Origin of the sequence: Pyxidicoccus trucidator, from assembly GCF_010894435.1 — a bacterium.
Taxonomy (GTDB): Bacteria; Myxococcota; Myxococcia; order Myxococcales; family Myxococcaceae; genus Myxococcus; species Myxococcus trucidator.
This window is the reverse complement of record NZ_JAAIXZ010000010.1, coordinates 1-23,522: the sequence shown is the minus strand read 5'-3', so window position 1 is coordinate 23,522 and position 23,522 is coordinate 1. Positions and strand designations below refer to the sequence as shown.

Genomic DNA, 23,522 nt, shown 5'->3' with positions numbered 1-23,522 from the left:
GGCATGGTTGGAGCGCCGGTCGAAGCGCGTGGTATGGGACTGCGCATGGAACAGGTGCCCGAGCTGGTCGCGACGTTTCTCGCGCACACCCAGGTGCGCTTCGTGCCCCCCACGGAGGAGGAGGCCACGGCGCTCGACACGCTGCTGGTCCGCGCCTGGGAGGAGGCACACGCTCAGTGGCCGACCGTCACTCTCCCCGTCAGGCTGTTCGTGATTCACCTCGCCGAGCGGCTTCCCAAGGTGAGTCCTGACAGCCCCATCGCGCCGCTCCTCGCCAGCTTGTCGTTGGCGGAGCTCTACCTCACGTGTGCATGTCTTCAGGGCACGGCCTCCGCCCACGAGGCCTTCGAGCGGAACTACCTTGCCAGGCTGCCGGGGAAGCTCCGGAGTCTCAAGCAACCCGACGCGATGATTGACGACGTCTGCCAGATAACGCGCGTGAAGCTCCTGGTCGCCACGCCCGAGAGCGCGCCGAAGATTGGAGACTACACGGGGCGCGGTGCACTGCTGAGCTGGGTGCTTGTCACCGCCGGACGCATCGCCAACAAGCTGCGAGCCGCCGAGAAGCCCGCGCCGGACGACAGCTCGGAAGAGATTTTCAAGGTACTGCCGGGGCAAGGGATTGACCCGGAGCTGGATGTCATGAAGCGGCGTCACCACGCCGAGTTCCGCCAGGCCGTGCGCGAAGCCGCCGCCACGCTCTCGTCCGACGAGCGCCACCTGCTGCGGCTCCACTTCGCGGATCAGCTCTCGACGTACGAGCTGGCCTCGCTCTTTCGCGTCAATCAATCGACCATCTCTCGTTGGCTGAAGAGTGCCCGGCAGCGGGTCTACGAGGAGACCCGGCGCCGCCTGCAGGAGCGGCTGGGCCTGTCCACCCCGGGCTTCAAGAGCTTCCTGGCCTTCATCGGCAGCCAGCTGGACCTGAACATCAGCCAGGTCCTGGAGGAGAAGGGCGTCGTGCCCGCGCCCAAGGACGGCTGACGCAGGTGGCGGCCCCGGAGAAGCCCTACAGGCTCTTGTCCTGGGAGGCGGGGCCGTTCGAGGCGCCATACGACAGGTTCCGCAGCAGCGCGGCCCCGGGGCTCACGTCCGCTCGCCGCACCGTGCAGCGCTCCCCCTTGCCCAGCTCGACGGCAGCGCCCTTCTGGAACCGGTTGGGGCACTCCTGGAGGATGGTCTCCAGCGCACGGTCATCCCGGGTGCGCGCCAGGCAGGTGGCGCCGTCGGGCGCCCACGCCGCCTCGAATGACGCCCTCGCGGGGTCCCACTCCGCCGAGGCCACGGCCGCCTGCTCGAGCATGCCGAGCCGGTCGTAGATGTCGATGGTGGTGTTCTGACGCGTGTGGCTTCGGCCATCGCCGCAGTAGTCCGCGCGCACCAGGCGGGTGCAGGCCTGATGGAAGTCGGCCAGCGACTGCCCGTCGCGACTGGCCCAGGGCTTGTAACCCCAGAGGATGCACTTGGTGATGGCGCCGTTCTGACAGGCGAAGGTGAGCTTGCCCGGGACGTCCTTGCGCGCCCCGCTGGCATCCCAGACTCCGCTCACCGCGAGGGCGCGGGGGTCGGGCACACGGTCCACGGCGACGCAGGGGTTCTCCCACTCCTGGGCCACCGCGTTCCAGGCCTCGATTCGGTAGAAGACCATGCCAGGGTCCTCGGCGGAGGGCTCGGCGCCGCAGATGGCCACCTCCACGGGCTTGCCGTCACTGGCGGTCCCCTGGAGCACGGTGCCGACGACGCCGCTGGTGGTCGCCCCTGCCTCCGGGGCGGGAGAGGCCACCAGGTGCCCGCCCTCGAGCCGCAGGGCCGTCACCCCGTCATCCGCCCACCGCAGGGGCGCGAGGTCGGTGGAGACGAGCACGCTGCTGCGCTCCTCGGTCCGCTTCTCGGTGTTCCAGTCCCGCTTGGTGCCCCACAACATCGTCCCCTGGGGCCTGACGATGCGGTAGCCGGACTGGGACTGGCACCGGCGCGCATAGCGCTCGGCGTCGGACACCACGCCCGCGGGCCTCGCGGGCGCGGGCTTCGGAGAAGCCGGAGCGGTGGCGTGCGCCAGCACGGGGAGCTGAAGCAACAGGCAGATCAGCAGGGACTTCTTCATCGCATTCTCTCCGGTGAGCTCGGTGGGCCGAACAGCTGGCCCACAACCGTAGAGAGCCAAGGACTCGGAGAATCATGCACGGAATCCGCCCGCGTCGAGTCAGCGCTCGCCACGCCCCGTCGTGCCCAGCTCCAAGAACACCCGCAGGAGGCCGGCGCACGCCTGCCAGGTGGCAGTGTTCCTGGGGCGCAACCGCCTGCCGTCGTCACCCGAGACGTTTCTCCGTTCCTGGCGTACCCTGGGGGCTTCTCGCCACCCTGGGGTCCCGCCGGAGAGCGCCACCGCGGCAAGCCGCCGCGGACGTGGACGGCTGCCCCCTGAAAGAGCCGCATGCGCGCCGCTGCCACCCCGACCCTCTACACGCTCCAGAGCCAACCCGCTTGGGGCCGCGCGACGCTGCTGGAGGACAAGGATGGCAAGCTCTTCCTCTACTTCGAGCACGGGGGCCGCCGCATCTTCGTCAAGTCCCAGGTGAAGGGGCTCCAGGCCGTCGAGCTGAGCGCGGACGAGGCCCGGACGGTGGACGCCCGGCTGCGCGGGAAACACCCGCAGGGCGGCGCGGCGAGGAAGCCCACCAAGCCGAAGGCGGCGCGCCCACTCGTCGCCGCGTTCCCCTCCTTCGAGGCCCAGGTGCGCTGGTTCGAGACCTTCTTCCCCGGCGGCTTCGAGGGGGAGAAGTTCGTCTCCGAGGAGCGAGGAGCCCCTGAGACGAAGGGCAAGAAGGGCTACAAGACCGCGGCCATCAAGCTCGCCCAGGCGCAGCTGTCGCCCGAGCGGCTGGCGAGCGCCACCACGGAGGAGACCTTCGAGGTCTCCAAGAAGCTGCTGGGCTTCACCAACCTCGTGTTCCCCATCGAGGGTCCCATCCCCTTCGCCTCCATGAAGGAGGAGGACCGGGCCGGGTTCGTGACGGCGCTGGGCGAGCTGTTGCACGGCGAGGGCCCACACGGACCGCGCTTCGAGAAGTTCGCCAGTTCGGTCCTCATCCGGGACGCGGCGGGCCAGGGCCGCAAGGTCACCTGGCCCCTGGCCACGCTGCTGCAGGCGCTGTACGCCCCCACGCAGCACACCTTCGTGAAGCCCACCGTCTTCGAGCAGCAGGCGCTCATCCTGAACCTCATGGCGGACAAGCACGCGCCCGTCACCGGCACCTCCTACGAGCGCTTCCTGGATGTGGCGCGGAAGACGTCCGAGCGGCTGGAAGCCGCGGGGCACAAGCCTCGGGACCTGATGGACGTCTATTCGTTCATCTGGCGCTCCCACAAGGAGAAGCCCGCCGCGTAGTCCAGGCCTCGCCCTGGCGTTGGGGCGGGCAGGCGCAGCGGCGTCTCCCGTCCCATGGCGATGAAGGGCGCCCAGTAGTGGGGATGAGGTTGGGTCCGCCGGAACTCGCGCATCGCCTCGCGCAGGGCCATGGCTCGGCCCTGCCCAGCCAGCAGGTGGCGGTAGTAGGCCTCCATGAGGGCTCCGGTCGTCTCGTCATTCACCTTCCAGAGACTCATCACCACCGTCTCCGCGCCCGCCACGAGAAAGGCCCGGCGCAGGCCGTACACGCCCTGCCCCAGCTTCACATCCCCCCGCCCGGTGTCGCACGCGGACAGCACCACCAGTTGGGTGCCCCACAGATTGAGGCCCGCCAGCTCCAGCGCCGTCACCAGCGCGCTGTCAGGCCGAGGCGCCACGGGACTGGAGCCCAACGGCACCGGCGCGCGCGCCCCAGCCAGGACGAGGCCCGAGCGCAGCAGGGGGTCCGGGAGGTTCGGTTCCAGGGTGTCCTCGCCCAGCGCCCCGAACTGGGCGACGGCGCGGGAGGCTGGGGGCCCGGGCGTGTCCTCCAGGAAGAAGCCATGGGTGGCCACGTGGAGGATGCCGGGGGGCGGCAGGTGCAACAGCCGCTCCTTGGTGGCCTCTGCCCCCAGGAAGAGCTCGGCCTGGGGCAACAGGCGCTTGATGCTCTCGGCTTCCTTGCGGGTGCCGGGCAGTGGGGTGGGCACCCACGCTCGCGACGCCAGTCCCTCGCGCAGCCTGGAGAAGAAGCGCGCTCCAGGAAGGGAGCGCGTGGCCAGCACTGGAGTGTCCCCCTTGGAGGGAGGCAGCGCTGGAGCCACGGCGCTGAAGTCCGGGTCGGCGAGGACGACCACGGAGTCCGGTGCGTCGCGCTCCTGGGGGTGAGGCAGCAGGTTCCTTCCGGAGGGGACGTAGATGAGGTCGAAGGCGTCCACGAGGAACTGGTGGCCATCGTGCAGCGCGGCGAAGGGCACCAGGGCGAGCTGGCCATCCGGCGAGAGGAACAGGCGGCGGGTACTGCCCAGCAGTGGAAGCAGGGGCTGGAAGGCGAGCTGGTAGAGCGCCTGCGCGGGGGCGTGGAAGTCGACGTCGCGATTGGCCAGCGCGTTTCGCAGGCGCGAAGCGGCCAGGTCGATGGACGCCGCGGGGCCCAGGTCCACGGAATGGATGGAGGCATCGGGAAGGAGCACCAGCGCCAGGTAGCGCAGCTGACTGGAGCGCTGGGATGCGGGTGCGCCGGGCTCGAGCACGAGCGGCCGGTCCGCGTAGGTGATGAACTCGACGAGGGCCGCATCACCAGGCAGTGCCGCCGCGACCCGGTCCACAATCTCCGCGGGAGCTGGCAGGGCGGCCAGCATGCGCAGCGAGGCGGAGCGCCGGGCCAGGTCGGCTTCGAGGGAGGCGGCCTGCCCGGAGAGCTCTTCGAGACGCTGTTGGTGGGCGGGCAGTGGCAGCGAGCCGGGGCCCTGGAGTGACAGCTGGGCCAATTGGGTGCGCAGCCGCCCCAGCCCCTCGAAGGTGTCGCGGTCCTTCTCGCCCAGGCTGCGGTAGACGGCGCGGGAGATGTCGGCGCTCTCCTCGACGGAGCGGCCCTTGAGGAGGAGCGCGGCGCCAAGGGCCAGACGCCTGACGCTCGCGTCGCTGGGATGGGCGCGCAGCAGCGCATAGAGCCGCTCCTCGTCGCTGCGCAGATGATGGAGGAGGCTGGCCAGACGCGACTCGGAAAAGAAGAGCGCCTCCTGACGCAGGCGCTGCTCGGACAGGGCGAAGGCGCGGGAGAACAGTGGCAGGGCCTCGGCGAGGTCATGCTGGGCCAGACGGGCCACGGCGAGGTGGTTGAGCGTGGCGGCGACGCTGGGGTGATTCGTGCCGAGCGTCGCTTCGAAAATGGCGAGCGCGCGCTCGTAGAGCGGCCTCGCCTGGTCATACAAGCCCTGGGCTGAATAGAGGCCGGCAAGGTGCCCCAGTGAGAAGGCGACGCTGAGATGCTCCTTGCCCAGGGAGGCTTCCAGGATGGCCAGTGCACGCGCATGGAGCGGCGCGGCACGGCGATAGAACCCCTGGGCCTGGTAGACGCTGGCGAGATTGTTGAGCGACTCGGCGACGACGGGATGGCTCTTGCCGACGACTGCTTCCAGACTCGTCAGCGCGCGCTCGTAGAGCGGCTCGGCCTGACCATGCAAGCCCTGCGCTACGTAGAAATGGCCGAGGGCGACCAGCGAGAAGGCGACGTAGGGATGGTCCTCGCCGTAGGCCGCTTCCCGAATGGCCAGCGAGCGCTCGTAGAGCGGCCTCGCCTGGCCATACACGCCCTGGGACAGGTAGAGGTCGGCGAGGTCGGAGAGCGAATCGGCGACGTCGGGATGATTCTCGCCCAGGGCCGCTTCCCGAATGGCCAGCGCACGCTCGTGGAGTGGCTCGGCCCGGCCATACATCCCCTGGGCCTGGTAAGCGGCGGCGAGATTGTTGAGCGACTGGGCGACGAGGGGATGGTTTCTGCCGAGGGCTGCTTCTCGCATGGCCAGCGCGCGCGCGTAGAGCGGCCTGGCACGGGCGTACAGCCCCTGCCGCCGGTAGAGGCTGGCGAGGTGGTCGAGCGAGGCGGCGACATCGGGAGGGTTCCTGACGAGGGCCTCTTCCAGAATGGCCAGCGCACGCGCGTAGAGCGGCTCGGCCCGGGCGTACAGCCCCTGCTGCCGGTAGAGGACGGCAAGCCAGTGGAGCGGCTCGGCGACGAGGGGATGTTCTCTGCCAAGAGCTGCTTCTCGAATGGCCAGCGCACGCGCGTAGAGCGGCTCGGCACGGGTGTACATTCCCTGCTGGTGGTAGAGGCTGGCGAGGTTGTAGAGCGTTTGAGCGACGTCCGGATGGTGCTTGCCGAGCACCGCCTCCCGTATCGCGAGCGCGCGCGCATAGAGCGGTTCGGCACGGGCGTACAAATCCTGGCCCCAGTAGAGGTTGGCGAAGTCATTGAGCGACTCGGCGACCAGGGGATGGCTCCTGCCGAGCGCTGCTTCCCGAATGGCCAGCGCACGTGCGTAGAGCGGCTCGGCCCGCCCGTACAATCCCTGGGCCAGATAGAGATTGGCGAGGGTGTTGAGCGTTTGAGCGACCTCCGGGTGGCGCGCGCCCAGGGCCGCTTCCCGAATCGCGAGCGCGCGCCGCAGGAGCGGCTCGGCTCGGGCAGACTTTCCTCGAAGCAGGTGATGCAACCCCAGCCAGTCCAGACACCGGGCGACGTCGGGATGGGCGCCCCCGAGCACCGCCTCGCGCAGCGCCAACGCCTGCTCACCCCTTGCGAGGGCCTCCGCATACTGGCCCGCCTCCCAGAACGTGTTTGCCTCCTCGAAGGCCGTCTGCGCTTCCCGCAGCCGTGCCTCCGGTAACTCCTCCCCGCCCGCCACGCCTGGTGCACAGCACAGGACCACCACCACCATCCACCCGAACACATGCCGCATGTCTCCCCCATGAGTCCAAAGGGCGGCCATTGAACGTTCAACGGTCACCAGGGAGACGGTGAGCCGGACAAATCATACAAAGACATGCGCGGAGTCCTGCCTTCAGTGACCTGGACGGTTGGCGTCACGAGCACCCATCTCTGAAAGCACGCTTGCGCCCACGGCACCCGGGCCCAAGCCGTGGAGGCCCTCGGCCCGGACGTCGAGCGCGTGCTCCAGTCCCGACGGCTTGGGCCCCAGCCCGCGCAGCGGAGCGTCTCGACCCAGCGCGATGAACGGTGCCCAATCGTGTGGATGCGGCCTGGTGGTCCGCAGCCAGAGCATGGCCTCGCGCAGTGCGGCGGCGCGGCCCTGGCCCGCGAGCAGCTTGCGGTAGTAGACCTCCATCAACCGCCGGGTGGTGTCGTCGTTCACCTTCCACAGGCTCATCACCACCGTCTCGGCCCCTGCCACCACGAGCGCGCGGCGAAGCCCGTAGACGCCCTGGCCGAGCTTCACGTCGCCTCGGCCGGTGTCGCACGCGGACAGCACCACCAGCTGGGTGCCCCATAGGTTGAGGCCCGCCAGCTCCAGCGCCGTCACCAGCGCGCTGTCAGAAGGAGCGTCGGCGGGACTGGCGCTGGAGGGTGCCGGAGCGCCCGCGCCAGCGAGGACGAGGCCGGAGCGCAGCAGGGGGTCTGGAAGGCTCGGTGCCAGGGAGTCCTCGCCCAGTGCTCCGAACTGGCCCACTGCGCGGGAGTCCGGGGGCCCGGGCGCGTCCTCCAGGAAGAAGCCATGGGTGGCCAGGTGGAGGATGCCAGGGGGAGGCAGCTGGAGCAGCCGCTCCTTGGTGGCCTCCGCGCCCAGGAAGAGCTCGGCCTGGGGCAGCAGGCGTTTGATGCTCTCGGCCTCCTGGCGGGTGCCGGGCAGCGGGGCGGGAGCCCACGCTCGCGACGCCAGGTCCGCACGCAGCGTGGAGGAGGAGCGCGCACCAGGGAGGGAGCGCGCCGCCAGCATGGAAGTGTCCCCCTTGGAAGGAGGCAGTGCTGGAAGCACAGCACTGAAGTCCGGGTCGGCGAGGACGACCACGGAGTCTGGGGCGTTGCTCTCCTGGGGGCGCGGCAGCAGGTTCCTTCCCGAGGGGAGGTAGGTGAAGTCGAAGGCGTCCACGAGGAACTCGTGGCCATCGTGCAGCGCGGCGAAGGGCACCAGGGCGAGCTGGCCGTCCGGCGAGAGGAACAGGCGGCGGGTATTGCCCAGCAGCGGCAGCAGGGGCTGGAAGGCGAGCTGGTAGAGCGCCTGGGCGGGAACCCGAAAGTTGGCGTCGCGGGTGGCCAGCGCGTCTCGCAAGTGTGAGGCGGCAAGGTCGATGGACTCGGCGGGGCCCAGATCCTGGAAGTGGATGGTGGCGTCAGGGAAGAGCACCAGCGCCAGGTAGCGCAACTGGCTGGGACGCGGAGACGTGGGCGTACCGGGCTCGAGCACCAGCGGGCGGTCCTCGTAGGTGATGAACTCGACGAGGGCCGCGTCGCCGGGAAGAGACGTGGCGACCCGGTCGACAATCTCCGCGGGAGCCGGCAGCGAGGCCAGCTCACGCAGCGGGGCGGAGCGCCGGGCCAGGTCGGCTTCGAGGGCGGCGGCCTGCCCGGAGAGCTCTTCGAGGCGCTGTTGGTGGGCGGGCAGGGGCAGCGAGCCGGGGCCCTGGAGTGACAGCTGCGCCAGCTGGGTGCGCAGCCGCCCCAGCTGCTCGAAGATGTCGCGCTCCTTCTCACCGAGGCTCCGGTAGACGGCGCGAGAGATGTCGGCGCTCTCCTCGACGGAGCGGCCCTTGAGAAGGAGCGCGGCGCCAAGGGCCAGGCGCCTGACGCTCGCGTCGCCGGGATGGGCGCGCAGCAGCGCATAGAGTCGCTCCTCGTCTGAGCGCAGATGCTGGAGGAAGCTGGCCAGACGCGACTCGGAGAAGACGAGCGCCTCCTGACGCAGGCGTTGCTCGGACAGGGTAAAGGCACGGGAGAACAGCGCCAGGGCCTCGGCGAGGTCATGCTGGGCCAGACGGGCCACGGCGAGGTGGTTGAGCGTGGCGGCGACGCTGGGATGGTTCTTGCCGTGAGTCGCTTCCAGAATGGCGAGCGCGCGCTCATGGAGCGGACTGGACCGGCCGTACAACCCCTGGGCCGCATAAAGGCCGGCAAGGTTGTTGAGTGAGAAGGCGACGCCGCGATGGTTCTTGCCCAGGGAGGCTTCCATGATGGCCAGCGCACGCGCGTAGAACGGCGCGGCGCGGCGATAGGCCCCCTGGGCCTGATAGACGTTGGCGAGACCGATGAGCGACCTGGCAACGTAGGGATGGCTCTTGCCGCGGCGCGCCTCCAGACTCGTCAGCGCGCGCGTGTAGAGCGGCTCGGACTGGCCGTACAACCCCTGGGCCCCGTAGAGGTCGCCGAGGGTGATGAGCGAGTCGGCGACGACGGGATGGTCCTTGTCCAAGGCAGCTTCATCAATGGCCAGCACGCGCGCGTAGAGAGGCCCGGCCCGGCCGTACAACCCCTGGGCCATGTAGAGGGTGGCGAGGTCGAAGAGCGACTCGGCGACGGCGAAGTGGTTCCCGCCCAGGGTCGACTCCTGAATGGTGAGCGCGCGATGCAGGAGCGGCTCGGCACGGCCATACAACCCCTGCTCCACGTAGAGTCTCCCGAGCCTGCCGAGCGATTGGGCGACGAGCGGGTGGCCCTTGCCGAGGGCCATTTCCCGAATGGCCAGCGCGCGTCGAAGAAGCGGCTCGCCACGAACAAACAAACCCAGACCCGAGTAGTTGCTGGCGAGGCTGGTGAGCGAGCTGGCGACATCCGGAGGGTTTTCGCCGAGAACCGCTTCGCGAATGGCCAGGGAGCGCTCGTCGAGCGGCCCGGCACGAGCGTAGAACCCTTGCTGCACGTAGAGCCTGGCGAGGCCCGTGAGCGACTGAGCGACGTCCGGATGGTTCTTTCCGAGAACCGCTTCCCGTATCGCCAGCGCGCGCACATGGAGTGACTCGGCACGAGCGAGCAATCCCTGACCCGAGTAGAGCCTGGCGAGGTTGAAGAGCGTTTGAGCGACGTCCGGATGGTGCTGGCCGAGCGCCGCTTCCCGTATCGGGAGCGCGCGCTGAAGGAGCGGCTCGGCTAGCGCGTACAGCTGCTGGGTCAGGTAGAGGGCGGCGAGGTCGTTGAGCGACTCGGCGACAAGGGGATGGCTCTTGCCGAGGGCTGATTCCCGAATGGCCAGCGCACGCAAGTAGAGCGGCGCGGCGCGGCCGTACAACCCCTGGGCCAGGTAGAGGGTGGCGAGGGTGTTGAGCGTTTGAGCGACCTCCGGGTGGCGCGCGCCCAGGGCCGCTTCCCGAATCGCGAGCGCTCGCTGAAGGAGCGGCTCGGCTCGGGCGGACTCCCCCCGAAGCAGCTGATGCCCCCCGAGCCAGTCCAGAGACCGGGCGACGTCGGGATGGGCGCCCCCGAGCACTGCCTCGCGCAGCGCCAGCGCCTGCTCTCCCCTCGCGAGCGCCTCCGCGTACTGGCCCGCCTCCCAGTACGTGTTCGCCTCGTCGAAAGCCGTCTGCGCCTCCCGCAGCCGCGCCACCGGGGAGTCCTCCCCGTCCGCCGCGCCTGCCGCACAGCACAGCAGCACCGCCAGCATCCACCCGCGAACCCGCCGCATGTCCGCTCCTGGAGCCTGTCCGGGTTCGACTTCCCGGCCGTGACAGCTCACCCAGGCGGATAGAGCCGATGACCCGGAGAATCATGCAGGCGGGCCAGAGGAATCCGGATCGGAGCAGGAGGTAGCACGGAAGATCCGGCGGCCCACTGGGGCACATCGGCAGGACACACCGAGCCCTGAAACGACAAAGGCCCCCGAGTCTTTCGACTCGGAGGCCTTTATCGGAGTGCCCAAGGCGGGATTCGAACCCGCACACCTTGCGGCGCCAGCCCCTCAAGCTGGTGTGTCTACCAGTTCCACCACCTGGGCATTTGCTGCGCGCTCCATCTACCGAACCTCACCGACTCACGCAACGACAATTTCAACCAACGCGTGAGCCGGGCTCTTCCTGACGCCTACTGCGCCGGAGCGGGAGCAGGCGGCGCGGACGTCGGCGCCGCCGCACCCTCGGAGGGCGTAGGCGGAACGGGCGTCTCACCGCGCGGCTGCTCCATGCTGCCAGGAGCTGCGGGCGTCGTCGCACCCGGGGTCGCCGGAGCCGTCTGCGCCGGAGGCGCGGCAACCGAGCCGCCAGCCGCCACCGAGGAGCGCAGCCCCACGAAGGACAGGCCGAGCGACGTGAAGAAGAAGAGCGCCGCGAAGACGCCCGTGAGCTTGCTCAGGAAGGTCACCGCACCGCGACCGCCGAAGGCGCTCGTGGCCGCGCCGCCGCCGAGGGCCGAGCCCATGCCGGCGTCCTTACCGGGCTGCAGCAGGATGACGAAGATCATGAACACGCAAACGATGACGTGCACGATCGTGACGAAGGTCAGCATGGGAGGTCTTCCAGACGTTCCGTGAGAAGGAGGCGCACCCTACACAAACTGGTGAACGGGTGACAACTTCTTCCGCCCACCCATTCCAGCTCCGGCCCCTCTTTAAGAGGCCGCCTTGACGATGGCCGCGAAGTCGGCCGCCTTGAGGCTGGCCCCGCCGACGAGCGCCCCATCCACGTCCGGCTGGCCCAGCAATTCCGCCGCGTTGTCCGGCTTCACGCTGCCGCCGTACTGGATGCGCACCCGCCCGGCCGTCTCCCCGTCGTACAGGCGTCCGAGCAGCGCCCGGATGGCCGCGTGGACCTCCTGCGCCTGCGCCGACGTGGCGTTGCGGCCCGTGCCGATGGCCCACACCGGCTCGTACGCCAGGACGAAGGTGGCCACGTCCTTCGCCTCGAACCCCGCCAGCGCCCCGCGCACCTGGCGCTCCACCACCTCGAGCGTCTGGTTCGCCTCGCGCTCCGCCAGCGTCTCGCCCACGCAGACGATGGGCGTCATCCCCGCCGCCCGCACCGCCCGGGCCCGCTTGTTCACCAGCTCGTCCGTGTCGCCGAAGAGCTGCCGGCGCTCGGAGTGCCCCACGATGACGTAGGCGCACCCCAGCTCCGCCAGCATCGGCGCGGACACCTCGCCGGTGAAGGCACCCGACGTCTCCCAGTGGCAGTTCTGCGCCGCCAACTGCAGCGGCGCGCCCTCCAGCGCCACGTGGAGCGGCTGCAGCGCGACGAACGTCGGCGCCAGCACCACCTCCACCGTGTCCCCCAGCGGGGCCACCAGCCCCCGCAGCTCGCGAACCAGGGCCAGTGCCTCGGGCACCGTCTTGTTCATCTTCCAGTTGCCGGCGACGATCTTCCGACGACGAGCAGCGGCGGCCATGTAACCCCCCAGGGGTGTAGGTACAGGTTGCGTTGCGGGTGCGCAGCCTACCGCGTTTCCAGCGCCTTGATACCCGGCAATTCACGCCCCTCAAGGAACTCCAGGGAGGCGCCGCCGCCGGTGGACACGTGGCTCATCTTGTCCGCGAAGCCCATCTGCTCCACGGCGGCCGCGCTGTCGCCACCGCCGATGACGGTGGTGGCCTGGGTGTTGATGGCCATGGCGGCGGCCACCGAGCGGGTGCCCTCCGCGAACTTGTTCACCTCGAAGAGGCCCATGGGCCCGTTCCACACCACGGTGCGCGCGTCGCGGATGTGCTGCGAGTAGATGGCGCGCGTCTTGGGGCCGATGTCCAGGCCCATCATGTCCGGAGGAATCGCGTTGTCCGGCGTCTCCTTCGCGACGCTGTTCTCCGTGAGCTCCGTGCCGACGATGTGGTCCACCGGCAGGACGAGCGGCACCTTCAGCCGCTGCGCCGCTTCCAGCATGCGCGTGGCCAGGGTCAGCTTGTCCCCCTCCACGCGGCTCTTGCCCACTTCGACGCCCTGCGCCTTGAGGAACGTGTAGGCCATGGCGCCGCCGATGAGCAGCGCATCCACCTTGGGCAGCAGGCTCTCGATGACCTTGATTTTGTCGCTCACCTTCGAGCCACCCAGGATGGCCACGAAGGGCTTCTCCGGGTTCTTGAGCACCTTGCCCAGGTACTCAATCTCCTTGCGCATCAGGAAGCCCGCCGCCCTCTCCTTCACGAAGGGCACCATGCCGGCGGTGGAGGCGTGGGCGCGGTGCGCGGTGCCGAAGGCGTCGTTGATGTAGACGTCGGCATTGGCGGCCAGTTCGCGGGCGAAGGCCTCGTCGTTGGCCTCCTCCTCCTTGTGGAAGCGGAGGTTCTCCAGGAGGACCACCTGGCCCTCCTTGAGCTCCTTCACCTGCTTCTTCACTCCGTCGCCAATGCAGTCATCCGTGAGGATGACCTCGTGCTTGCCGCCGAGCAGCTCGGCCAGCCGCACGGCGACCGGCTCGAGCGACAGCTTGGGGTCCGCGCCCTTGGGCCGGCCGAGGTGGGAGGCCAGGATGACCTTCCCGCCCATCTCCAGCGCTCGCCGGATGGTGGGCAGCGCCTCGCGGATGCGGGTGTCGTCCGTCACGCGCCGCCCCTCCAGCGGGACGTTGAAGTCCACGCGGATGAAGACACGCTTCCCGGTCAGCTGCAGGTCGTCGATGTAGCGGATCATCTCGGTCCTTCCCCTCTCGGTGCCCTTCAACGCCCTGGGACTAGACGCCCTTGGAAACGAGGAACTTCGCCGTGTCGACCATGCGGTTGGAGAAGCCCCACTCGTTGTCGTACCAGGCCATGACCTTCAGCATGTTGTCGCCCACCACGAAGCAGTTGGTGGAGTCGAAGATGGCCGAGTGCGGGTTGCCGTTGTAGTCCACGGACACCGTCTGCTCGTCGCTGAACTGGAGGATGCCCTTGAGCGCCCCGTCCGCGGCCTTGCGGTACGCCTCGATGACGGCCTCGGCGGTGACGGGCTTCTGGGTGTTCACCGTCAGGTCCACCAGCGACACGTTCGGGGTGGGCACGCGAACGGAGATGCCGTGCATCTTCCCCTTGAGCTGCGGAATCACCTCGCCGATGGCCTTCGCGGCGCCGGTGCTGGAGGGAATCATGGACAGCGCGGCGGCGCGGGCGCGGCGCATGTCGTCATGGGTGAGGTCCAGGATGCGCTGGTCGTTGGTGTAGCTGTGGACCGTGGTCATCAGGCCCTTCTCGATGCCGAAGTTGTCCACCAGCACCTTGGCGATGGGCGCCAGGCAGTTGGTGGTGCACGAGGCGTTCGAGACGACGTGGTGCTTGGCCGGGTCGTACTCGTTGTGGTTGATGCCGTAGGCGATGGTGATGTCCGGGCCCTTGGCCGGGGCGGAGATGATGACCTTCTTCGCGCCCGCCTTCAGGTGCTTCTCCGCGCCCTCGCGCGCGGTGAAGCGGCCGGTGCACTCCAGCACCACGTCCACGTTCATGGACTTCCAGGGCAGCACCGTCGGGTCCTTCTCGGCGGTGACGGCAATCTCCTTGCCGTCCACGACGATGCCCTTCTCGGTGGACTTCACCGTGCCCGGCCAGGTGCGGTGCACGGAGTCGTACTTGAACAGGTGCGCCAGCGCCGCGGGCTTGTCGAGGTCGTTGATGGCGACAATCTCGAGGTCCTCCTTGCGGCTCAGGGCAGCGCGCAGGATGCAGCGACCGATGCGACCGAAGCCATTGATGGCGATACGGGTAGCCATGTCCAAGTGTCTCCTTGCAGGGCGTGAGCGCGAGGCCCACGTGTCGTCACGTCAATTTCGAGGGCGCCGACCGTAGGCATCCGCACCCGCCGAGTCAACGCTTCGCGTCGCTCCCGCGACGGTGCGCACGCCGAAGCTGAACAATCACCCCGAGCAACAGCCAGAGCGCGGAGCCCGTTCCCCCTCCAGCCCCACAGCCGCAGCCGGAGTCACCGAGTGGATAGAACTGAGGCAGCTCCTCCAGCACGATGGGGGTGGGAGGAGGCGGCGGGGGCGGAGGCGGCGGGGGATGCGGGTCCAGCCCGCGCGCCGCGACGCAGGCGGTGAGCAGGCCAGGGCCCGGACCACCCGGGTCCTCGGCGGGCGGAGCCGGCGGCTCGGCGAGCAGGCCCGTCCGCACCAGGAATGCGGACATCAGTGAGGCGCGCCGGGAGGGGCTGACCATTCCCTCGAAGGGGACGCCCAGCAGCAGCACCTGTCCGCCCGGGGCGGAAGCCACGCCCGCCACCAGGTCCGTGCCCGTGTAGCGCAGCACCGGCGAGCCCCCGGAGGCTGGGGTGAGCACGTCAGTGACGCCCACCGGATAGGCCCCGCGCGTGCCGTCATCCAGCGCCCCGCCAGACAGGCCCGAGAGCCAGTCGCCCGGCAGGCCCTCCACCGTGAGCGGCGGCGTGCCACCGGCCACTGTCGCGCGCAGGATGTCCGCCAGGAAGGCCTGGTCCTCCGCGCTGCCCACGGCGAGCGCGGACGCCACCTGGGTGCCGGACAGCATCAGGTGGCCCCCCGCGGTGACGAAGGCGCGAAGCGCGTCCTGCTCCTGGCGCGTGGGCCGTGCCCCATCCGCGCCGCCCCGTCCGGTGAACCAGTCCACCAATTGATACGGAGCGGCCAGCGTGACGAGCCCCGCCCCCAGCGCCGCGCTGGTGGCGCTGTCGAAGGGCCAGTTCGCGTAGACCAGCGCCTCGCCATGGCGGCGCACGTAGGTGCCGTCGTTCATCGCCTCCACCAGCACCCGCACCGGGGCCGCCAGGTCATACGCGTCCAGCGCCTCGGCGCAGGTCAGCGCGGAGTCCAGCCGCTCGAAGGCGTTGACGAGCAGCACGGGCGCCTGCGCGCCCACCGGCGTCCGCACCCCGACGCTGGAGGACGGAAAGCCCTCCCCGCCCGCGTTCAGCGCCGCCACGCGGAAGTAGCGCACCGTGCCCGGTGCCAGCGTCGTGGTGAAGGAGGTGGCCGTCACCTCGGTGCCCTCGTCCCAGCCCAGGCCGTCCGCGCTCTGATAGACGCGGTAGCCCGTGGGCGCGTCGCGGCCCTCCTCATCCGGGTTGGCGCCAGGCACGGCCCAGCGGACCCCCACCGCGCCCGCCGTGCCGTTGCGCGCGGCGACGGCGTCCGGGGCCTCCGGCGGCAGGTGCACGGGCTGGCCGTCCCGCGCGGCGAAGTACTTGATGAGGCCCTGGAGGATGGCGCGCGCCGCCACGCGACGGAAGGCCGGGTCCTTCAGCCGGTTCGAGTCGGTGATGTTGTCGTGGTAGGCCATCTCCAGCAGCACGGACGGCATCTCCGGGTTGTGCGTGGGGTTGACCTCGCCCAGGTTGGCCGAGCGCAGGTTGCGCATCCGCCAGTTGGGGTCCACCTCGCGGCGGAAGTCCCTGCCGATTTCGTCCAGCAGCGCGCGGGCCATGACGTCACTGCCCGCCACGCCGGTGAAGTTGAGCGTGCCGTCCACCGGGTTGGGCCCGTACACGTAGGCCTCCGTGCCCATCACCGTGCCGGTGCTGCCAGCGTTGGTGTGCCAGGCCAGGTACACCGCGTCCTCACCCTCCTCGTGCAGCCACGCCGCGAAGCGCGGGCGCGCGGTGACGTCCGCGTTGCGCTCGTTGGACAGCGCGTTGGCCCCGGTGGGCGCATACACGGACGCGGGCGCCCCGCTGAACTGCACGTGGTAGCGCGCTGCCTCCTCGTAGCGGGGCCGCTCCAGCGCGGCCACCTGGGCATCGCCGATGAGCCCCCGGCCCCCGCCGAAGCGCACCGCGTCCAGCGACACGGTGCCGCCCTCCGCGGTGTCGTTCATCGCCACCACCGACGCCGTCTCCGGGTGCCGGCCGGCCTTGAAGTAGAAGCGGCCCAGCAGCACCCACGTGCCGCCATGGCGGCGCTGGTTGACGCGGAAGTGACTCTCCCCGCCCGCGTGCCGCACCACGTAGTGCGCGTCCACCGCCCGCGCCGGGTCCGCCGCGTACGAGACGTACACGTGGTAGCTGCCGTCCGCGGGGACTTCCGGCGCCCACGTCGCGCTCGCGGTGACAGTGCTCGCGGTGCTCATGACGCGGGTGGTGCCCAGTGAGAAGGGCTCCACCGCGTTGCCCATGGGCACCGGCGGAGTGCCCCACCCCGGCTGAGCGGAGTCCTGGAAGAGGGCCGCCTCCCCCGTCTCGGTGTAGCCCTCCTGCCCCGCATCGAGCAGGGCCATGCGCGCGTTGAGGTCCGGCTCGCGCACCGGCACCACCGTGGCCCCCGCCCCCATCAGCATGGGCAGCAGGTACTGGTTGAGCACCTCCGCCGAGACGAGGTCCTCCACCACCGCCCACGAGTTGGGGCGCTGCGTGGCCCAGCGGTCCAACGGGGCGCTGCGGTAGAAGCCGTGGCCGGGGCTCAGGTACACCACCTTGCCGGACAGCGCCCCACCGCGCACCCGCGTCTGCGGCACACCGGCGAGCGCCCTGCGCACCGCCCCTCCCCGCTCCTCGCGCCGCACCACCGGCGGCTCCGAGGCGGACCACCGGCGCGTCTCGTGCGCGCGCGGGCCCGGGGTGGGGACGTATTGCACGCCGGGCGGCTCCAGGCCGCAGGCCCCTTCGTCCAGCGAGGCCTCGGAAGCGACGGGCGCGGCCGGGGCGTGCGCCCGCGCCAGGGTGGAAGTCAACAGCAGGGACAGGGCCGCGCCCCCCAGGCGGGACCAGTAACGATAGGAAGCGGAATTCACGGGGTCAGACCATACCCCTTCACGTCCGAGGGGCAACGGGAGCCGCGAATGCTAGGGTGCCCGCCCTTCAATCACCGATGAACGTACCTGTCCGGCCACCCTCCGCCTTCCCTCCCCGTCGGGGCTCGGGGCTGTTCGCCTCGTTCGGCCACGCGTGGGCGGGGCTCATCCACACCGTCGTCCACCAGCGCAACATGCGCGTCCACCTCATCTCCGGGGTGCTGGTGGGGCTGGTGGGCAGCGGCATCCCCCTGGGGCTCGCGGAGAAGGTGACGCTCATCTTCTGCGTCCTCCTCATCTTCTTCGCGGAAATCCTCAACAGCGCCCTGGAGCACCTCGTGGACCTGGCCGTCCAGCAGTTCGACGAGAAGGCCCGCCTCACCAAGGACGCGGCCGCCGCCGGGGTGCTGGTGCTGGCGCTGGGCACGGTGGTCATCTTCGCCGCCATCCTCGTGCACAACTGGGAGACGGTCCGCGCCAGCACGGAGGCCATTGAGCGGCAGGTGAAGCTGGGCCTGCCCCTCACCGCCTGCGTCATCGTCCTGGTTCTGCCCCAGCGCCGGCCCCTCGCGGTGGACGTGGGCGCCTTCCTGGGCGCGAGCGCGCTGCTGACGCTGCTGGCGCTGGAGACGGCCAGCATCGTCTTCACCGCGATGACGGGAGGACTGCTCGTCGTCGCCGGCGCCGCCGCGTACGTCCGGAGGCAGGAACTGCGCCGCTCCGCGGCGGTGACGGCCGATTCAGCAGTCAGTCGAAACAAAAAAACCGGCTGAGGCCGGTCCGGGTGCTGCCTCCGCGCGGGCGGGAGCCCCGAAACCAGTCCGGAGCCCGCGCGCCCGCGGGGTTGATGGTGCGAAGACTACGGACTCAGGCGCGCTGGCGCCACTCGGAGCCCTGCTCCTGTGTTGCCTGGACGGCAACGGCCTTGTCGCCTTCCTTGAGGTCCGTGGTCACCAGATCGAGCAGCTCCGTGGCGATACCGATGACCTGGTGCGGCGTGTAGCCGCTCGCGCGCAGCTGGTTGAAGAAGGTGCGCGCCAGGATCCGGGTGCCCTTTTGATCGGTGCTCACAGTGATTGCCTCCAGAAAGCGGCGTTGAAGGGGCGCCGCATAAGCATGCGGCCTCAACACTTCAACCCCCGTGCCAGACGTTCTCTTCCAAACGGATTCCCCAGCATTTCCCAGGGGTTGAAGGACACCGGGGCTCGGCATGGCCCTTTTTCGGGTGCGAAGCCTGTTACGCACCCGTCGTCGGCACGGGGGGATGGCGGAGGGGGGTGCATCGGCGGGTACGCACCCACGCAGTGCGTCGAGGCCCTAGTTGTTTCAAGTGCTTGCAATCTTTCACGGGGGCGGAGCAGATACGCGCCCCCACCAGGAGCGAATGGCAATGGCGTATCGGGTGAACAACATCGGGCTGTGGCTGGACGAGCCGGAGGAGCTGCTCGGTCAGCGCGCCGCGGAGAAGCTCGGAGTCACCCGCTCCGACCTCGCCGCCGTGCGTGTGGTGCGCTCGGTGCTGGACGCGCGGAAGAAGGGCAGTCCCCGCTACATCTACACACTGGAGGTGGAGCTGGCCCCCGGCCGCAAGCCCGGCCGCCTGCCCCCGGATGTGGGTGAGGCACCTCCTCCGCCGGAGCCCCTGCTTCCGGTGAAGCCGCCGGAGCGCTGGCCCATCATCATCGGCACCGGCCCTGCGGGGCTGTTCGCCGCCCTGGGCCTGCTGGAGCGCGGCGTGCGCAGCATCCTGATTGAGCGCGGCCGCGAGGTGGTGCCGCGCCGCAAGGACGTGGCGAAGCTGATGCGCGACGGCTCGCTGGACCCGGAGAGCAACATGAACTTCGGGGAGGGCGGCGCCGGTGCCTACACGGACGGCAAGCTGTCCACGCGCATCAACCACCCCATGGTGCGCAAGGTGATTGAGGCCTTCGCGAAGTACGGGGCGCCGGACCACATCCTCGTCGAGGGCAAGCCGCACATCGGCTCGGACCTGCTGCCGGGCGCGGTGGCGAAGCTGCGCGACGAGCTCATCGCCGGCGGCTGCCAGGTCCTCTTCGAGCACCGGGTGGATGACCTCCTCTACCAGGACGGGCGCGTGGCGGGCGTGAAGCTGTCCGACGGCCGCACCCTGGAGAGCGACCGCGTCGTCCTCGCCCCCGGCAACTCCGCGCGGGAGCTGTACGAGCGCTTCGCCGCCGACGGCCGGGTGAGCGTGGAGGCGAAGCCCTTCGCGCTCGGCTTCCGCGCCGAGCACCCGCAGGCGCTCATCAACAGCATCCAGTACGGCAACGCCGCCAAGAATCCCAAGCTGCCCCCGGCCGACTACAAGCTGGCGGAGAACCTGGACGTGGACGGCGAGGTGCGCGGCGTCTACTCGTTCTGCATGTGCCCCGGCGGAATCGTGGTGCCCACGCCCACCCAGGAGGGCCTGCAGTGCACCAACGGCATGAGCAACTCGCGCCGCAACGCGAAGTACGCCAATGCCGGAATCGTGGTCTCCGTGTCGGTGGCGGACTTCGAGCGAGAGGGCTTCCGGGGACCGCTGGCGGGCCTGGAGTTCCAGCGCCACTGGGAGTCCAAGGCGTATGAGCTGGGCGGTGGGCGCTTCTACGCCCCGGCCCAGACGATTCCGGACTACCTGGCCGGCCGCGTGAAGAAGGACCCGGGCGACACCAGCTACCGCCCCGGGCTGGCGCACACGGACCTCAACCGCCTCTTCCCCGAGCGGCTCACCGTCTCGCTCAAGCAGGCCCTGCGCACCTTCGAGCGGAAGATGCGGGGCTTCATCAGCGAGGAGGGCAAGCTCATCGGAATCGAAAGCCGCACCTCGTCCCCCGTGCGCATCACCCGTGGGGAGGACCTGCAGTCGGTGTCCCTCAAGGGGCTCTACCCGGCCGGTGAGGGCTGTGGCTACGCGGGCGGCATCGTGTCGTCCGCCATTGATGGGCTTCGCGTCGCTGAGCAGATTGCCATCGAGTTGTCCTAGTCCGGGCAACCCGGGAGGAGGGCCCCATGCGCTACGTGGTGCGCACGCCGGAAGGTGAGCTGGTCTACCCCAGCCTGTTGGACGTGGAGCGGGCCTACGTCCAGGGGCTGGTGGACCCGGAGGACGAGGTCCGCGAGGAGACCGCCCTCACGTGGCGCAAGGCGGGCAGCCTCCCGACGCTGGCCCAGGCGCGCCGCACGTCCTCCGGGGCCGCGGCCCGGGGGCAGGCGCTGATGGTGATGGGCGTGGTGCTGCTGGGCGGGCTGGCCCTGTCGCTGCTGTTCCGCGACAGCTGGAACCTGCGCCTGCTGGGCATCGTCCTCGCCCTGATGGCCAGCTTCATGCTGACCCGGGTGACGTTCAAGGCGTTCAAGCGCCCGCCGCCCGCGGGCTGAAGTCCGGGCCCCGGGCCCGCTCGCTCCCCTGCCCTCCTGCGCGGCGTCCCGGCGCCCGCCGCAAGCTACCGGCCGACGGCACATGTTCTCCCCCGGGAGGACGCCCGTGGGCGGCGGTGCCCACGGTGACTCGCGAGAGGGAGGACACACTTGCTCAGCACCTATCTGTCCCGAGACGCCGCCCGCCGGCTGCGCCACGGTGCCCCCTGGCTCCGCCGGGAGGACATCGTCTCCATGGAGGGAACGCCGCAGCCCGGGGAGGCCGTGCAGCTCCGGGACGAGGATGGCTCGGTGCTGGGCCTGGGGGACGTGGACCTGGAGTCCTCATACGCGGTGCGCCGGCTGGGCCAGCCGGACGAGGCCGTGGAGGGGCTCATCCCCCGCCACCTCCGCCACGCCTACGAGCGGCGCGGCCGGATGGTGGACGACCCGCGCTTCTGCCGCATCGTCAACGATGACGGGGACGGGCTGCCCGGCCTCATTGTCGACCGGTACGACACCCACTTCGTGGTCCAGACGCTCACCCGCGCCATGGACGCGCGGCAGGGGGAAATCACCCGCGGGCTGGTGGAGGTGACGGGCGCCAGCTCGGTGCTGCTGCGCAACGACACCCCGCGGCGCAAGGTGCTGGGCCTGCCCTCGCAGCGGCCCCACGTCCTCTACGGGACGCCGCCCCGCTGGTGCCGGCTGCTGGAGCTGGGCGCGCGCTTCACCGTGGACCTCAACTATGGCGCGGGCACGGGCTACCACTACGACCAGCGCGAGCTGCGCCGCTTCGTGGGCCGCCTGGCCAATGGCGGCCGGGTGCTGGACGCGTGCTGCAACGTGGGGGGCCTCTTCGTCCATGCCGGGCTGCATGGGGCGCGGCAGATTCTGGCCTTCGACAGCAACGGGGACGCGGCGGACCTGGCCCGGGAGAACGCCGAGGCCAACGGGCTGCTGGGCCGGGCGACGGTAGAGACGGGCCAGCCGCTCCAGGTGCTCCGCGCCCTGCGGGACACCTTCGACCTGGTGCTCCTGGACACGCCCGGTGTGGGTTCGGAGGAGGCTTTCGTGGAGCAGCTCCGGCACGCCCTGCGCCGCACCCGACATGGGGGACGGCTGCTGGTGGCCGGCTACCACCCGCCCCTGGCCCTGGGGGGCTTCGACGAGCTGGTGGCCACCGCCTGCGAGGGGGAGGCCCGCATCGCCACCCGGCTGGCCCGGCTGGGCCTGCCCCCGGACCACCCCACACTGGTGGGCTCACCGGGCTCCGAGTACCTCGACGCGGTGGCGCTCGAAGTCAGCTGACGCAGTTCCCCTCGAAGCGCCTTCCTGGTGCTAGTGTCCGCCGCCGAAATGACCAACGAAAACACGCCCGAGACCGCCCCCCCCACCCCGGAGGGTTCCGTGGAGACCGTCCGCAAGGTGTACGCGGCGGATCTGCGCGAGAAGGACCGCGTCAACACCGTCTTCCGCGTCACGAAGAAGGAGAAGGTGACCGCGCGCAGTGGCAAGGTGTTCCTCGCCATCACCCTCGTCGACAAGAGCGGCGAGGTGGATGCCCGCATCTTCGACCAGGTCGACGCACTGGAGCCCACGTTCCAGTCCGGCGACTTCGTGCTGGTGCAGGGAGGCGTCATCAGCTTCCACGGCCGCACCCAGGTCGTCGTGGAGGCCGTGGAGCGGCTGGACCCGGAGCCCTTGGACCCCAAGGAGTTCGAGCCGCCCCCGGCCCCGCCCCCCGAGGCGAAGCCCGCCGCGGAGGCCAAGGCCCCCGAGGCCCGCGAGCCCCGTGCGGACAAGGCCGAGAAGGCCGAGGCCCGCGCCGCAAACGACGGCAAGGAAGGCAAGGAGCCCCGGGGCGGCGAAGGCGCCCGGGACGGCTCGGGCGGCGCGCGCGCCGCCGGCCTCATCCGGGAGATGGTCTCCGAGCGGGTGAATGACGCGCACGTGAAGCAGCTGCTGCTGGCCTTCCTGGACGACCCGCAGATTGCCGCGGGCCTGCCGATTGCGCCGGCCGGAAAGGCCATGCACCACGCGTGGCGCGGCGGGCTGGCCGAGCACCTGCTGTCGGTGATGCGGCTGACGCTGCGGGTGGCGGACCACTACCCCATGGCGGACCGGGACCTCCTCCTGGCCGGCGCGCTGCTGCACGACGTGATGAAGGTGGCGGAGATCTCCCCCGACAAGGGCTTCGACTACACCGATGAGGGCAAGCTCGTCGGCCACCTGGTCATGACGGCGCAGAAGATTCGCGAGAAGACGCTGGCCATTCCGGGCTTCCCGCCGCTGCTGGAGCAGCACCTCACGCACCTCGTCCTCTCCCACCACGGCCAGCTGGAGTACGGCAGCCCCAAGGTGCCGATGACGCTGGAGGCGCACATCGTCCACGCGCTGGACTCGCTGGACTCGCGCATCGCCTCGTGGCTGGAGGCCATGCAGCGCGACTCCAACGACAAGTGGACGGACGTGCTGCGCCACTATGACCGGCAGCTGTGGAAGGCCCCCGCGCCCACCTCGCGGGGCCGCGCCCCGGTGGAGGGCGGAGGCGGCCGCCGCAAGTCGCGCGACGAGAAGCGCAAGGCTCGGGGCGACAAGCCTCGTGAGCAGGGCGGCGAGAAGCCCCAGGGCGGCACCCCGCCCGAGGGTGGCGCGCAGCCCGAGGCGGGGGCGCA

General features: G+C 70.3%; 16 protein-coding genes and 1 tRNA gene. 7 read left to right on the top strand and 10 right to left on the bottom strand.

All coding sequences use genetic code 11. The features are described from left to right. Window positions 1-33 precede the first annotated feature (33 nt). On the top strand, window positions 34-984 hold the full coding sequence (locus G4D85_RS26430) for a sigma-70 family RNA polymerase sigma factor (protein ID WP_240359507.1): 951 nt from the start codon (window positions 34-36) through the stop codon (window positions 982-984). A gap of 25 nt (window positions 985-1,009) precedes the next feature. Here the strand turns inward: G4D85_RS26430 and G4D85_RS26425 are convergent, their stop codons facing one another. Next, window positions 1,010-2,104, bottom strand: a complete 1,095-nt coding sequence (locus tag G4D85_RS26425) for an ADYC domain-containing protein (RefSeq protein WP_164016778.1) — start codon at window positions 2,102-2,104, stop codon at window positions 1,010-1,012. A gap of 330 nt (window positions 2,105-2,434) precedes the next feature. On the opposite strand from G4D85_RS26425, the gene G4D85_RS26420 reads away from it, so the two are divergent. Continuing rightward, window positions 2,435-3,388, top strand: coding sequence for a hypothetical protein (locus tag G4D85_RS26420; RefSeq protein WP_164016777.1), 954 nt, complete (start codon window positions 2,435-2,437; stop codon window positions 3,386-3,388). On the opposite strand, the gene G4D85_RS26415 is transcribed toward G4D85_RS26420, so the two are convergent. The 8 genes from G4D85_RS26415 to G4D85_RS26380 form a co-directional block, all read right to left on the bottom strand. Beyond that, entirely contained in the window at window positions 3,343-6,849 is a 3,507-nt protein-coding gene (locus G4D85_RS26415) for a CHAT domain-containing tetratricopeptide repeat protein (protein WP_205525716.1), read from the bottom strand. The genes G4D85_RS26420 and G4D85_RS26415 overlap by 46 nt on opposite strands. 102 nt (window positions 6,850-6,951) lie before the next feature. Next, window positions 6,952-10,521 (bottom strand): CHAT domain-containing tetratricopeptide repeat protein, encoded by a 3,570-nt coding sequence (locus G4D85_RS26410; RefSeq protein WP_164016776.1) that lies wholly within the window; start codon window positions 10,519-10,521, stop codon window positions 6,952-6,954. A 227-nt stretch (window positions 10,522-10,748) separates the two neighbouring features. After that, a tRNA-Leu gene (locus tag G4D85_RS26405) sits at window positions 10,749-10,830 on the bottom strand. An 86-nt stretch (window positions 10,831-10,916) separates the two neighbouring features. Further along, window positions 10,917-11,336 (bottom strand): preprotein translocase subunit SecG, encoded by a 420-nt coding sequence (gene secG, locus G4D85_RS26400; protein ID WP_164016775.1) that lies wholly within the window; start codon window positions 11,334-11,336, stop codon window positions 10,917-10,919. Window positions 11,337-11,438: 102 nt separating this feature from the next. Continuing rightward, window positions 11,439-12,212, bottom strand: a complete 774-nt coding sequence (gene tpiA / locus G4D85_RS26395; protein ID WP_164016774.1) for a triose-phosphate isomerase — start codon at window positions 12,210-12,212, stop codon at window positions 11,439-11,441. Between the two features lie 47 nt (window positions 12,213-12,259). Further along, complete coding sequence (locus G4D85_RS26390; RefSeq protein ID WP_164016773.1) at window positions 12,260-13,447, bottom strand: phosphoglycerate kinase; 1,188 nt, start codon at window positions 13,445-13,447, stop codon at window positions 12,260-12,262. Window positions 13,448-13,487: 40 nt separating this feature from the next. Further along, complete coding sequence (gap, locus tag G4D85_RS26385; RefSeq protein WP_164016772.1) at window positions 13,488-14,498, bottom strand: type I glyceraldehyde-3-phosphate dehydrogenase; 1,011 nt, start codon at window positions 14,496-14,498, stop codon at window positions 13,488-13,490. A gap of 94 nt (window positions 14,499-14,592) precedes the next feature. Then, window positions 14,593-17,484, bottom strand: a complete 2,892-nt coding sequence (locus G4D85_RS26380; RefSeq protein WP_164016771.1) for a golvesin C-terminal-like domain-containing protein — start codon at window positions 17,482-17,484, stop codon at window positions 14,593-14,595. A gap of 77 nt (window positions 17,485-17,561) precedes the next feature. Between G4D85_RS26380 and G4D85_RS26375 the strand changes: the two genes are divergently transcribed. Next, window positions 17,562-18,257 (top strand): diacylglycerol kinase family protein, encoded by a 696-nt coding sequence (locus G4D85_RS26375; protein ID WP_164016770.1) that lies wholly within the window; start codon window positions 17,562-17,564, stop codon window positions 18,255-18,257. 94 nt (window positions 18,258-18,351) lie between these two features. Here the strand turns inward: G4D85_RS26375 and G4D85_RS26370 are convergent, their stop codons facing one another. After that, window positions 18,352-18,555: a hypothetical protein gene (locus tag G4D85_RS26370; protein WP_205525715.1), complete on the bottom strand. Its 204-nt coding sequence runs from the start codon at window positions 18,553-18,555 to the stop codon at window positions 18,352-18,354. A 319-nt stretch (window positions 18,556-18,874) separates the two neighbouring features. Between G4D85_RS26370 and G4D85_RS26365 the strand changes: the two genes are divergently transcribed. The 4 genes from G4D85_RS26365 to G4D85_RS26350 form a co-directional block, all read left to right on the top strand. After that, window positions 18,875-20,470: an NAD(P)/FAD-dependent oxidoreductase gene (locus G4D85_RS26365; protein ID WP_164017074.1), complete on the top strand. Its 1,596-nt coding sequence runs from the start codon at window positions 18,875-18,877 to the stop codon at window positions 20,468-20,470. Window positions 20,471-20,496: 26 nt separating this feature from the next. Then, a complete protein-coding gene (locus G4D85_RS26360; protein WP_164016768.1) occupies window positions 20,497-20,865 on the top strand; it encodes a hypothetical protein in 369 nt (122 codons plus the stop codon). Window positions 20,866-21,015: 150 nt separating this feature from the next. Further along, the gene (locus tag G4D85_RS26355) at window positions 21,016-22,155 is read left to right on the top strand and encodes a class I SAM-dependent rRNA methyltransferase (protein WP_164016767.1); all 1,140 of its coding nucleotides are present in this window, start codon (window positions 21,016-21,018) and stop codon (window positions 22,153-22,155) included. Window positions 22,156-22,203: 48 nt separating this feature from the next. Beyond that, on the top strand, window positions 22,204-23,522 hold a 1,319-nt coding region (locus G4D85_RS26350; protein ID WP_205525714.1), incomplete at its 3' end, for a 3'-5' exoribonuclease YhaM family protein.

Bases quoted from the DNA above. Each gene is read 5' to 3' on its own strand.
- G4D85_RS26375 (WP_164016770.1), top strand. From the start codon at position 17,562: ATGAACGTACCTGTCCGGCCACCCTCCGCCTTCCCTCCCCGTCGGGGC.
- G4D85_RS26410 (WP_164016776.1), bottom strand. From the start codon at position 10,521: ATGCGGCGGGTTCGCGGGTGGATGCTGGCGGTGCTGCTGTGCTGTGCG.
- tpiA (WP_164016774.1), bottom strand. From the start codon at position 12,212: ATGGCCGCCGCTGCTCGTCGTCGGAAGATCGTCGCCGGCAACTGGAAG.
- gap (WP_164016772.1), bottom strand. From the start codon at position 14,498: ATGGCTACCCGTATCGCCATCAATGGCTTCGGTCGCATCGGTCGCTGC.
- G4D85_RS26430 (WP_240359507.1), top strand. From the start codon at position 34: ATGGGACTGCGCATGGAACAGGTGCCCGAGCTGGTCGCGACGTTTCTC.
- G4D85_RS26390 (WP_164016773.1), bottom strand. From the start codon at position 13,447: ATGATCCGCTACATCGACGACCTGCAGCTGACCGGGAAGCGTGTCTTC.
- G4D85_RS26425 (WP_164016778.1), bottom strand. From the start codon at position 2,104: ATGAAGAAGTCCCTGCTGATCTGCCTGTTGCTTCAGCTCCCCGTGCTG.
- G4D85_RS26360 (WP_164016768.1), top strand. From the start codon at position 20,497: ATGCGCTACGTGGTGCGCACGCCGGAAGGTGAGCTGGTCTACCCCAGC.
- G4D85_RS26365 (WP_164017074.1), top strand. From the start codon at position 18,875: ATGGCGTATCGGGTGAACAACATCGGGCTGTGGCTGGACGAGCCGGAG.
- secG (WP_164016775.1), bottom strand. From the start codon at position 11,336: ATGCTGACCTTCGTCACGATCGTGCACGTCATCGTTTGCGTGTTCATG.
- G4D85_RS26415 (WP_205525716.1), bottom strand. From the start codon at position 6,849: ATGCGGCATGTGTTCGGGTGGATGGTGGTGGTGGTCCTGTGCTGTGCA.
- G4D85_RS26420 (WP_164016777.1), top strand. From the start codon at position 2,435: ATGCGCGCCGCTGCCACCCCGACCCTCTACACGCTCCAGAGCCAACCC.